The organism is Bacillus sp. NMCC4, from assembly GCF_002998555.1.
Taxonomy (GTDB): Bacteria; Bacillota; Bacilli; order Bacillales; family Bacillaceae; genus Bacillus.
The window spans coordinates 75545-87958 of record NZ_PVRA01000004.1; the positions used below are offsets into that span (position 1 = coordinate 75545).

12 protein-coding genes are annotated in these 12414 nt (G+C 41.7%); 10 read left to right on the forward strand and 2 right to left on the reverse strand.

The annotated features are described in order from the left end of the window. Window positions 1-180: 180 nt before the first annotated feature. Together C6Y02_RS10120 and C6Y02_RS10125 are read right to left on the reverse strand one after the other, a co-directional pair. Window positions 181-1623 (reverse strand): DEAD/DEAH box helicase, encoded by a 1443-nt coding sequence (locus C6Y02_RS10120; protein ID WP_106031183.1) that lies wholly within the window; start codon window positions 1621-1623, stop codon window positions 181-183. Between the two features lie 99 nt (window positions 1624-1722). Next, on the reverse strand, window positions 1723-2526 hold the full coding sequence (locus tag C6Y02_RS10125; RefSeq protein WP_106031296.1) for an NAD kinase: 804 nt from the start codon (window positions 2524-2526) through the stop codon (window positions 1723-1725). A 445-nt stretch (window positions 2527-2971) separates the two neighbouring features. On the opposite strand from C6Y02_RS10125, the gene sppA reads away from it, so the two are divergent. The 10 genes from sppA to argH all read left to right on the forward strand — a co-directional run bounded on the left by sppA (window position 2972) and on the right by argH (window position 12247). Then, the gene (sppA, locus tag C6Y02_RS10130; protein WP_060596993.1) at window positions 2972-3973 is read left to right on the forward strand and encodes a signal peptide peptidase SppA; all 1002 of its coding nucleotides are present in this window, start codon (window positions 2972-2974) and stop codon (window positions 3971-3973) included. 14 nt (window positions 3974-3987) lie between these two features. Further along, a complete protein-coding gene (locus C6Y02_RS10135; RefSeq protein ID WP_106031184.1) occupies window positions 3988-4509 on the forward strand; it encodes an RDD family protein in 522 nt (173 codons plus the stop codon). Window positions 4510-4607: 98 nt separating this feature from the next. Further along, window positions 4608-5315 carry a DUF2953 domain-containing protein gene (locus C6Y02_RS10140; protein ID WP_060597089.1) on the forward strand — a complete coding sequence of 236 codons (708 nt, stop codon included), beginning with the start codon at window positions 4608-4610 and terminating at the stop codon, window positions 5313-5315. A 14-nt stretch (window positions 5316-5329) separates the two neighbouring features. Then, a complete protein-coding gene (ytfJ, locus tag C6Y02_RS10145) occupies window positions 5330-5782 on the forward strand; it encodes a GerW family sporulation protein (protein WP_003216488.1) in 453 nt (150 codons plus the stop codon). Between the two features lie 111 nt (window positions 5783-5893). After that, a complete protein-coding gene (gene tpx / locus C6Y02_RS10150) occupies window positions 5894-6394 on the forward strand; it encodes a thiol peroxidase (protein WP_034321005.1) in 501 nt (166 codons plus the stop codon). Between the two features lie 88 nt (window positions 6395-6482). Further along, window positions 6483-7457 carry a class I SAM-dependent methyltransferase gene (locus tag C6Y02_RS10155; RefSeq protein WP_034661875.1) on the forward strand — a complete coding sequence of 325 codons (975 nt, stop codon included), beginning with the start codon at window positions 6483-6485 and terminating at the stop codon, window positions 7455-7457. A 229-nt stretch (window positions 7458-7686) separates the two neighbouring features. Continuing rightward, on the forward strand, window positions 7687-8871 hold the full coding sequence (locus C6Y02_RS10160; RefSeq protein WP_034661872.1) for an acetate kinase: 1185 nt from the start codon (window positions 7687-7689) through the stop codon (window positions 8869-8871). A gap of 105 nt (window positions 8872-8976) precedes the next feature. After that, on the forward strand, window positions 8977-9492 hold the full coding sequence (locus C6Y02_RS10165; RefSeq protein ID WP_106031297.1) for a MogA/MoaB family molybdenum cofactor biosynthesis protein: 516 nt from the start codon (window positions 8977-8979) through the stop codon (window positions 9490-9492). A gap of 173 nt (window positions 9493-9665) precedes the next feature. Then, window positions 9666-10877 (forward strand): argininosuccinate synthase, encoded by a 1212-nt coding sequence (locus C6Y02_RS10170; protein WP_095285567.1) that lies wholly within the window; start codon window positions 9666-9668, stop codon window positions 10875-10877. After that, window positions 10874-12247 carry an argininosuccinate lyase gene (argH, locus tag C6Y02_RS10175; protein WP_106031185.1) on the forward strand — a complete coding sequence of 458 codons (1374 nt, stop codon included), beginning with the start codon at window positions 10874-10876 and terminating at the stop codon, window positions 12245-12247. The genes C6Y02_RS10170 and argH overlap by 4 nt, the downstream gene beginning before the upstream one ends. Window positions 12248-12414: the final 167 nt, after the last annotated feature.

The window sequence follows — 12414 nt, forward strand, 5'->3', positions numbered from 1 at the left end:
AGTCCTTTCCGTTTCTTTCTACTTCAAAGTATAGAACGAAAGGTGTCATGCTCATAGTAGCACCCATCATGTATTCGATATGACATTTGTCATGTTGGACGCCGGAAAGGCTGACGGCATCAGGGTTTGTAAGCTTATTTTATTTTAAATAAAAAAGTAAAGGCGCTTAGCCTTCACTTTTTATGAACGTGCTTCATGAACTTTTAACTGCTTGCCTTTAATGGTTGTATGGCGCATGGCATTCAGCACAAGAGGGCCTTTGCCGTTTAAAATATCGACATATGTTTTCGTGTCTTGAATGGTAATAATCCCAATGTCATCGAAGGCAACGCCTTCTATTTTGGCAATGGTCCCAACGAAATCAACGGCCCGCAGCTTCTTTTTCTTTCCGCCGTTAAAATAAAGCTTCATAATATCCTTCTCAACGCCTGCCTGTTTATTTTCCTTTTGAATCGGTGTTTCAATCTTTTCTTCAAAGCTTTCTACATACTGCTCTGCTTCTTCCTTTGTTGGATAAGGCTGCGTCTGGAAATCAATACCTGCTTCCTGCTTTAATTCATCAATCAGAGGCATTGCGTTTTTGGTCATAAACGCAATGGTTTTCCCGCTTTTCCCCGCTCTGCCAGTTCTTCCTGTTCGGTGAATATAGCGCTCTTTTTCATAGGGCAGATCGTAATGAATCACATGTGTCATATCACTGACATCAATGCCCCGGGCTGCTATATCGGTTGCGATCAAATAACGGAACTCACCGTTTTTGAATTCATCCATGACAGCGAAGCGGTCTTCCTGTCTCATGCCTCCATGAATTTTGTCACAAGGCACATCCCATTCGTCCAGCTTCATTGTGAGTTCATTCACTCGGTCCTGTGTATTACAGAAAATAATGCAGCTATCTGGATTTTCAATGACGATCGTACGCTGAAGAAGGGAGAATTTTGCTTCTTCTTCCGTTTCAATCACGGTGTGGGTGATTTGTTGTACAGACGTTTCCGCGCGTGCGATTTCAATCACTTTTGGTGATTGTAAAAACTGTTCGCTCAATTTCTTCATCTCATCAGACATGGTCGCTGAAAACAGCATTGACATGCGCTTTGGCGGCAGATACTGAATAATAGAAGAGACTTGATCAATAAATCCCATGTTCAGCATTTCATCCGCTTCATCTAACACGAAAAATTTGAGGTTTTCTAATGAAAGAGTACCTTTCTCAAGGTGATCCAAGACTCGTCCTGGTGTTCCGCACACAATATGGTTTTTTTGTGCAAGCTCTACTTTTTGGGCTTGAAAAGGGGCTTTTCCATAAATGGCTGCGGCTTTGATTCGTTTCAATCGTCCAAGGCTTGTGAGATCCTGTTTGACCTGCATGGCGAGTTCTCGTGTTGGAACGAGGATGAGGGCTTGAGGTTTATTCTCAGCCCAATCGACCATTTCACAAATCGGCAAACCATAGGCTGCGGTCTTGCCGCTGCCAGTCTGAGATTTGACGATCAGATCCTGCTTTGAAAAAGCAACGGATAACGTCTCGTGCTGAACAGGTGTAGGTGTATGGAAGTGAAGTGCTTTTAGCGCTTGTTTTAATTCATTGCTTAATGGATATTGATCAAATTGTTGTAATGTCATCGTGTTCTCCTTTTCGTACATTCATACTTGTGACATCATACCATAACCATGACCGTGAATGAAAAGACATGAAAAAAAGCCCCATAAAGGAGCTTTTGATTAAAGGAATCTGCGTTTTACTTTTTCCCAGTAGGAGTTGTCTTTTAATTTCACTGTTTTAATGACTTTTCCTGAAAGGCCGATGTCAATTTGTTTGACGTGTTTCGTGCCAAGCGCTTCGTTATCAAGCCCGATAATTGGATGGTCGTTTCCGTCCTGCACAACCTTCAGCGTTAGCTTGCGGTCACTGCTTAAGATGAAAGGAGCACCCAGTGTACGGTACGAGTTGTTGTTTAGCGATGCAAGCTCTGTGACTTGCATACAAGGGAGCATCGGATCAACCACTGCGCCGTTTACCGATTTATTGTAGGCTGTTGAGCCGGTCGGAGTAGAAATAATCATTCCGTCTCCTCTAAATGTTTCAAAGTGGAAATCATCTATATACACATCGATCACAAATGTTTTAATAATGCTTGAGCGGATCGACAGTTCATTTAAGCAATGGAACCGATTGGTACTGTCAACGCTTACATCGATGATCGGATATTTTCTCACTTCAATCTGTTCAGTGTTCATGGCATCAATCATTTTATCAAAATGCTCTAATGAAAAATCGCAGTATAGATGCGAATTCTCTGTTTTTGATACCCCTACATACAAGCAGTCATCCCGGAAATTCGTTTTGCGGACTGCTTGAAGAAATGTGCCATCCCCGCCAATTGAAGCAATAATATGGGCATCCTCTGCACGCTTGACGACTTGAAAGCCTTGATCGGTAGCGAGCTTCTCCAGAGAAGAAATGTGTCCATCCAATTCATGATCTTTTTTGTAAAAGAAAAATACATTGCGACGATTGTCTGTCATTGACGTTCTCCCCTTTGTTGTCAAAAATAGTTTTCCAATAATAAAGGGCTTACATGTGAACCCTTGCTCACATTTTACACTTTTTTCATATGAAAGTAAAAACATTAGAAAAACCTGCATGATGAAGGCATTCGTTTTTAGAAATGAGTCAATGTAAGGGATTCGAAAAGGGCAGGATTTGAGCATAATTGAATAGCTTCTTTCTCATGAAAGAGTGGTTTAGGTGTTTCGTTGTGGTGTAGAACTAGCCTATTAGGTGCAGAGGGAGGATAAAAAAGCCAATTTTTCGTCATGCGCATCTCAAAGGAGACGATGTAAAGTTGATCGTGAATGAAAAGAGGTGCTATCATATGATGAAATGAAATGTAAAAAAACCACAATTCCTGTGAAACATTTCATATGAATATTCGTATCAATGAAGAGAGACAAAAAGGAGGAGAAAAAGATGAATGCGAAAAGATGGGTAGCGTTAATCATTGCACTAGGTGTTTTCGGATTTTCAATTGTGATAAGTGTCACGATGGCCTTGTTCGAAAACTTCAATGACAATAAAATGAGCTATCAATTTGGGGATGAAATAGAAGAAAAGGTACTAGAGGATGGAAGCGGTGCTGGGAAAATTGCGGTTCTTGAGATTAATGGAACCATTCAAGATAATGGCGGCGCATCAAGTCTGTTAGGCGGAGAAGGATATGATCATCGTGCATTCCTCAAGGAACTAGAAAAAGCGAAAGATGATGCTTCAGTAAAAGGTGTACTGCTGCGCGTCAACTCTCCTGGCGGCGGTGTCTATGAAAGTGCGGAAATACATAAAAAATTAGAAGAAGTGAAAAAAGCGAAGAAGCCGATTTACGTCTCCATGGGCTCAATGGCAGCTTCTGGCGGTTACTACGTATCAACTCCAGCCAAGAAAATCTTTGCTTCACCTGAAACATTAACAGGATCGTTAGGTGTGATCATGCAAAGCTTGAACTATTCAAAGCTGGCGGATAATTTAGGTATTAAATACGAAACAATTAAGAGCGGAAAATTTAAAGACATCATGTCACCAAATCGTGATATGACAAAAGATGAGCGCGACATCATGCAAAGCATGGTTGATAACTCGTATGAAGGGTTTGTCAAAGTCATCTCTGAAGGACGCGGCATGTCAAAACAAGACGTTAAGAAAATTGCTGATGGCCGGGTCTATGACGGAACACAGGCGAAATCGAACGGATTAGTCGATGAGCTAGGATATTATGAAGATGCAATCAAAGCAATGAAGAAAAATGAAAAAGGGTTAAAAGGAGCGACAGTGATCAGCTATTCTCAAAGCTTTGGCTGGAACTCTCTCTTCAATATGAGCGCAAGCAAACTCTTTAAAAGTGAAATTGATTTTCTCAATCTAAAAGAAACACTGGCTGGCTCAAATGGGTCTAAACCGATGTATCTCTATTCAAAATAAAGGAGGGATCATAGATGGATTCTACATTCGATGAAGTAACCGAAAGCCGCAGCCAAGAAGAATCGAATCCGGCTCTTGCGAAACGTGCAGTGATTGAAGCACAGGCGTTTGCAGGCTTTTGGATTAGGTTTTGGGCGTTTATTCTTGATTGGCTCGTCGTCTGGGGTGTCAACCATTTGACGGTTTCTCCAATCTTTAGTCTGTTTGGCTGGTCCAAAGGAGGAGGATGGTTTTCTCCATTTTCCGTCACAACGACGATTGTATTCCTGCTTTATTTCGCCATCATGACGAAAATCTTTCAACAAACACTCGGCAAAATGGTGTTTGGGATCAAAGTGGTCTCGCTTCAGCCTGAGAAGAGGCTGGCATGGGATGTCATTTTCTTTAGAGAGATTGTAGGTCGCTACATTAATACGCTCTTTGTTCTCTATGCTGTCGTTGGGTTCTCACCGAAAAAGCAAGGGGTTCATGATTACTTTGCCGATACGGTGGTCGTCCATGAACATTTATATGAAAAAACAGAAGCAAACGTATAATCAGAGGAGTTTGGCCGGGTACCGGTCAAACTCTTTTTTCATGATTGGGTATAAAATCCAGAATGAGAGCCATAATCGTAGAGGAAGCATCATTTGTTATGGAGGAAGTGAGCACAGTGCTTTACGTTTGGATCGCAGCTTTTTTGTTCCTTGGGATCTTATTGATCTTCATGAAAGTGACCATTTCACTGGATTATTCACATGCAAATGACAATGACCACCTTGCACTGAAGATCATCACCTTATATGGAATCATCAGACTCAAAAAAGACATTCCGATGGTGAGGGTCAATCCAGAAGATCAAACGATTGATATACGTGAAAAGAAGATGGCGAGCGCCAAAACCCCTAGTCACGAAAAAGAATCCATACATCAAAAAGTGGGAAAACGTGATATGAAGCAAATCCTTCATCAAATGGAGCGCATCACAAAAGAGATCGTCGATTTAAACCGGATCATGCGTAAATTCTTCATTCACATTAGAATTGTATCGTTTCACTGGTCAACATGGATCGGCTTTCATGACGCCGCTTTAACAGGTGTAGCAGCTGGCGGTGTATGGTCAGTCAAAGGAGCACTGCTTGCCTTTATGCAGGAGCATCTCACCTTTAAGCATAAACCGGTATATGAGGTGATTCCCGCCTTTCAGCATAATGTGTCACAGACCCAGTTTACATGTATAGCTTATTTTCGTATTGGACATGCTATGCTTGCAGCCATTCGTTTACTTGTTCATTGGTTAAAAGGAAGAAAGGCGAGAAAAAATGCCTCTCTTCAAGCAACGAAGAATGAATCATCTGTTTAAGGAGGAACCCGAAAATGGCAGATCATCCAATCCAAGGTCTTATGAAGACAGCGATGGAAAACTTAAAAGAAATGATAGACGTGAATACGATCATCGGCGATCCAGTCGAAACCCCTGACGGCAGTGTCATTCTTACTGTGTCGAAGGTTGGTTTTGGATTTGCAGCCGGCGGCAGTGAATTTAACGGGAACCAAAAGAAAGAAAAACGTTCTGATGATCAAGAACGAAAAGAACCGAGACTCCCATTTGGCGGAGGAAGCGGCGGAGGTGTGTCTATTACACCAATCGCCTTCTTAATTGTCGGAACAAACGGCGTTCGAATGCTTCATTTGGATGAACATACACATCTGCTTGATAAAATATTGGATTCTGCTCCTCAAGCAATTGAACGTCTTCAGCACATGTTTAAGAAGGATGAACGGGAGAACCGTCATAAAGAACGAAAACTAGATGACATAGACCTTTAAAAAGTTAGCTGCGCTGCAGTTAACTTTTTTTCAAAAGTGACGATTAGGCTTTGCAGTTTTTTGCTTTCTCTACTATGATAGAACCATACATTTGATAAGGGAGGAATTGTTTTGGCATCGATCACATTTAAAGGGAGTTCTGTCACGCTTGTAGGAAATGAAGTGAAAGTAGGCGAGCAGGCTCCAGATTTCACGGTATTAACGAACTCACTAGGGGAAGTTTCACTTTCAGATTTAACAGGAAAAGTGACGATCATCTCAGTGATTCCTTCTATTGATACAGGTGTGTGTGACGCACAAACAAGACGTTTCAATGAAGAGGCAGCCGGTTTAGGTCCGGTCAATATCTATACAATTAGTGCAGACCTTCCATTTGCACAAGCACGCTGGTGCGGAGCAAACGGAATTGAAAATGTCGAAACATTATCTGATCATAGAGATATGTCATTTGGTGAAGCATTCGGAGTATATATGAAAGAATTGCGTTTATTGGCGCGCGCAGTCTTCGTATTAGACCCGAGCGGAAAAGTGGTTTACACTGAATACGTAAGCGAAGCAACGAATCACCCAAATTATGAAAAAGCCATTGAAGCTGCAAAATCACTGTTATAAAAGCAGCATCGACAAGAGCTCCGGCTTCATCCTGGGGCTCTTTTCAATGAGGAGATATAGCTTTTAACAAAGCGAGGAGAGAAAAGCATTGCAGAAAGATCAAGTAAGTACGATTTTTGAGCTGCTCGATACAGCTTCTATTCGATTAAAAAAGGACCAAAGCATTTCCTATATTGAAGCATTGGCTGAAGCAGGAGAAGCCTTTTTCCAAGCAAATGATCGAGACGGTTTACTAAAGGATTTAATAGAGAAAGCAGATTTTGCTTCTTATGATCATGAGCAGATTCGTAAAGCGTTTCAGCTCGCCGTATTGAAAGGACAAAAGGATATTTCCCATCCAAATCGTCAGATGACCCCAGATACGATCGGGCTGTTTGTCAGCTATTTGGTGAATAAATTTTTAGAAGGACAAAAAGAGCTTGTTGTCTTTGATCCAGCAGCGGGAACAGGGAACTTACTGCTTGCTGTCTTAAACAATCTCACTGCAGAAACAAAGCGCGGCTTTGCGTCTGAAATTGATGATGTACTCATTAAAATTGCATGGGCACAGGCAAACTTGGAAGAGAAGGAAGTCGAGCTTTTCCATCAAGACAGCCTTGAGCCGCTTTTGATCTCACCAGTAGATGTCACTGTATGCAGTCTGCCAGTCGGTTATTACCCAAATGATGAGCGTGCAGCAGACTATGATTTGAAGGCAAAAGAAGGACATGCCTTTGCCCATTATTTATTCATTGAACAAAGCCTTCGTTATACGAAAGAAGGCGGCTTCTTATTCTTCATCATTCCAAACGATTTGTTTGAAGGAAAAGAAAGCGTGCAATTAAAGGATTTTATCAAAGATCATGCATATATGAATGCGTTAATTCAGCTGCCGGTCTCCATGTTCAAGGACAAAAAGCACGCCAAAAGCTTGTTTGTGATGCAAAAGAAAAAGGAAGGCTTGGAAGCACCAAAACGGATGCTCTTTGCCAATCTGCCGTCTTTCTCACAAAAGGAAGCCATGGTGGGTGTGATGAGAAAATTAGACCAGTGGTTTATAGAAGAAAAAGAAACGAAAGAATAGCCAGAGTGATTTCTGGCTATTTTATTATTCAGAAAATAACGACTTATCGATGTAAGCGGTAACAGTTCGAAGGTGCACTTGAAATGCAAAGTTTTCAATGTTTAAATGAAAAAGTCAGATATTTTTCGGACTTATCGTTAAACTATAAAAGACCCGTCAAACAGGTTGAATATAGCACCGGAAAAAACGTGAAACCTTATATAACAACTGAGTAAAAGGAGCGACAGGAATGTCTAAAATTATTGCAATCAACGCAGGAAGCTCATCTCTTAAATTCCAATTGTTCGACATGCCAGAAGAAACCGTTTTAACAAAAGGCCTTGTTGAAAGAATCGGAATGGACAACAGTATCTTCACGATTTCTGTAGATGGAGAAAAGAAAACAGAAATCACAGATATTCCAGATCATGCAGTAGCGGTCAAAATGCTGCTTGAAAAACTAATTGAATTTAACATCATCAAAGACTTTAATGAAATTGATGGCGTAGGACACCGCGTTGTTCACGGCGGAGAGAAATTCAGCGACTCTGTTCTTTTAACAGATGAAGTCATCAATGACATTGATCAGCTTTCAGAGCTAGCACCACTGCACAACCCTGCAAACGTTGTAGGAATCAAAGCATTCAAACAAATTCTGCCTGACGTACCAGCGATTGCTGTGTTCGATACAGCCTTCCACCAAACAATGCCAGAGCAGTCTTACCTATACAGCCTTCCGTACGACTACTACAAAAACTTTGGTATTCGTAAATACGGATTCCACGGGACAAGCCATAAGTTCGTAACAGAGCGTGCAGCAGAGCTATTAGGCCGTCCTCTTGAAGAGCTTCGTTTGATCTCTTGCCACCTTGGAAATGGTGCAAGTATCGCAGCAGTTGAAGGCGGAAAATCAATCGATACTTCAATGGGCTTCACACCGCTTGCGGGTGTTGCAATGGGTACACGTTCAGGTAACATTGACCCTGCCCTTATTCCATTTATTATGGAGAAAACAGGACATACAGCTGAAGAAGTACTTTCTACTTTGAATAAGAAGAGTGGTCTTTTAGGTGTGTCTGGTCTATCAAGTGACCTTCGTGATATCGAAGAAGCAACAGAAGAAGGAAACGACCGTGCAGAAGTAGCTCTTGATATTTTTGCAAGCCGGATTCATAAATATATCGGTTCTTATGCAGCGAGAATGAATGGTGTAGATGCGATCATCTTCACAGCTGGAATCGGTGAAAACAGTTCAGAAGTAAGAGCTCGTGTACTTCGTGGTCTAGAATTCATGGGCGTTTACTGGGATCCTTCTCTTAACAACATGAGAGGCGAAGAAGCATTCATCAGCTACCCGCACTCTCCTGTAAAAGTGATCGTCATTCCAACGAACGAAGAAGTAATGATTGCAAGAGACGTTATGCGCTTAGCATAATCAAAAATGAAGAAGCTCTTTTCCAATAAGGAAAAGAGCTTTTTTCTGTTAAAAGCAGCATGCTATAATGTTGTCCAATACGAAGCAAAAGGGAGCGGTGAGAAAATGAGCGTGACAGAACATAAACGTGAGGCGAAAGAGAGGCTTTATGTAAAAGTTATTACGGTCAGTGATACAAGAACGAATGAAACAGATAAAAGCGGCCGCCTGATGATTGATTTGCTTAAAGAACAGGGACATCTCATTCTTGCATACGATATTGTAAAAGATGACATTGGAGCGATCCAAGACGCTGTGTTAGAGGGAACAAGCGAACCGAAAATAGATGCCGTCTTGTTAAACGGGGGCACAGGAATTGCCGCAAGGGATGTCACCATTGAAGCGATCACCCCGCTTTTCTCCAAGGAGCTGCCAGGCTTTGGCGAAATCTTCCGCATGCTGAGCTATACAGAAGACATTGGTTCAGCCGCTATCTTGTCCCGGGCAACGGCTGGGGTCGTCAACCAGAAAGCGGTTTTTGCCACACCAGGCTCTACTGGAGCTGTTCGTTTAGCCATGACAAAACTCATCATTCCAGAGCTTCCTCACGTCTTACGAGAGCTTGAAAAGGATCAAAAATAGCCCAAAATGACTCGGCCAAGAAAATTTGGCGGAGTTTTTTTCATAAAGGGGTTGAAAAAACAATTTTTCCTTGTTACAGTGTATACATACTAAATGCATGTTTATAAATTAAAACTTATTTTTATGCAAAAAACATTCACAGAATCAAAACAAGCGAGAGGAGCTTTTCAATCATGTCACAAAATAAAAAAGTCGTATTAGCATATTCCGGAGGTCTTGATACCTCTGTTGCAGTTAAATGGTTACAAGAGCAAGGATACGAAGTCGTTGCTTGCTGCCTGGATGTAGGTGAAGGAAAAGACTTAGCATTCGTTCAACAAAAAGCACTTCAAGTCGGAGCGGTTCAGTCTTACATGATTGACGCAAAAGAAGAGTTTGCTGAAGAATTTGCACTGACTGCATTACAAGCACACACCATGTATGAGGGAAAATATCCGCTTGTATCTGCACTATCTCGTCCACTTATTGCAAAAAAATTGGTGGAAGTCGCAGAGAAAGAAAATGCAGTAGCGGTTGCTCACGGATGTACTGGAAAAGGAAACGACCAAGTCCGTTTTGAAGTATCCATTAAAGCACTGAATCCAGACCTAGAAGTTCTTGCACCAGTGCGTGAATGGAAATGGTCCCGTGATGAAGAAATCGATTATGCTCAAAAGCACGGTATTCCAATTCCGATTAACTTAGACAGCCCATATTCAATCGACCAAAACCTTTGGGGCAGAAGTAACGAGTGCGGCATTTTAGAAGATCCTTGGGCTGCACCGCCAGAAGGAGCATATGATCTAACGACTCCACTTGAAAAAACACCTGACACACCTAAGACCATCGAAATCACGTTTGAAAAAGGAAAACCAACAGCCATTGATGGTATTCAGTATTCATTATCTGATCTCATCCTTCATTTAAATGAAATCGCTGGTCAGCATGGGGTTGGCAGAATCGATCACGTTGAAAACCGTCTTGTGGGCATCAAATCTCGTGAAGTATACGAGTGCCCAGGTGCTGTCACACTTCTAAAAGCGCATAAAGAGCTTGAAGATTTAACACTAGTGAAAGAAGTCGCACACTTTAAGCCAATCATTGAACAAAAAATGGCTGAATTAATATACAACGGATTATGGTTCTCACCGCTTAAAGAAGCATTAGATGCTTTCCTACAAGAAACACAACAGAACGTAACAGGTGTTGTACGTGTGAAACTATTTAAAGGCCATGCCATTGTAGAAGGACGTAAATCACCATATTCACTTTATGATGAAAATCTAGCAACATACACAAAAGCAGATGAATTCGATCATGATGCTGCGGTAGGATTTATTAATCTTTGGGGCTTACCGACAAAAGTAAACAGCATCGTGAATAAAAAGGAGCAGGTTAAAGCATGAAAAAGCTTTGGGGAGGCCGATTTCAAAAAACACCAGAAAAATGGGTCGATGAGTTTGGCGCGTCCATTCATTTCGACAAACAATTAGTCAAAGAAGATCTGACCGGCTCCCTTGCTCATGCAAGTATGCTGAATACATGCGGTATCCTAGACGATGAGGAGGCCGCTGCCATCAAAGATGGACTGAATACGCTCATGAAAAAGGCAGAGGCAGATGAATTGGAATTCTCAGTAGATTATGAGGACATCCATTTAAACCTTGAAAAAATGCTCATTGATGAGATTGGTCCGCTTGGCGGCAAATTGCACACAGCGAGAAGCCGGAATGATCAGGTCGCAACCGATATGCATTTATATTTGAATAATCAAGTAGAGCATATCATTGAACTGATCTCTTCTTTTCAAACAGTGCTTGTGGAAAAAGCAGAACAGCACGTTGAAACGATTTTTCCAGGATATACGCACTTGCAGCGTGCACAGCCTATTTCCTTTGCTCATCATATGCTCGCCTATTTCTGGATGCTTGAGCGTGACAAAGCGCGTTTTCAAGATTCGTTGAAGCGAATTAACGTGTCTCCACTTGGATGCGGAGCGTTAGCAGGAACGACATTTCCAATTGATCGTGAATATACAGCAGAGCTGCTTGGCTTTGATCATATTTACGAAAACAGCCTTGATGGCGTGAGTGATCGGGATTTCATTTTAGAGTTTTTGTCTAATAGCAGCCTTGTGATGATGCATCTCTCACGTCTTTGTGAGGAAATCATTTTATGGTGCTCTCAAGAATTCAAATTCATTGAACTTGATGACACATATGCAACAGGCAGCAGCATGATGCCGCAAAAGAAAAACCCGGATATGGCAGAATTGATCCGCGGAAAAACGGGCCGTGTATATGGCAACCTAATGGGGCTTCTCACCATTATGAAAGGTTTGCCGCTTACGTATAACAAAGACCTGCAAGAAGACAAGGAAGGCATGTTTGATACAGTAAAAACCCTTGCTGGCAGCCTGCAAATCTTCACAGGCATGATTCAAACCATGACGGTGAACGAGGATGTCATGAAAAAGGCAACAAAAGAAGATTTCTCAAATGCGACCGAAGTGGCAGACTACCTAGCGAAAAAAGGCATGCCATTCCGTGAAGCACACGAAATCGTTGGCAAGCTTGTGTATACGTGCATTCAAAAAGGCATCTACTTAAGTGATCTTCCGTTTGAAACATTCACAGAAGCGAGCGATCTTTTTGAAGAAGACATTTACACCGTTCTTGATCCGTATGTTGCTGTTGAAAAAAGAACAAGTGCAGGTGGAACTGGATTTAAACAAATTCAGCTCGCTTTAGAAAAAGCAAAAGCCTGCCTAGCGTAACACGTCAAAAAACCATTCGTATGATGCGGATGGTTTTTTTTTGCTGTCAGAAAGGAGAATCCTCTTCCTTAGAGAACAAGATAGCAGAAAGGGTTCATAAGTGCGCCAGATGCTGGTTTATAGTAAAGTAAAGATAAGAAACATGCGAACTTGCAACCTTTGCTTTA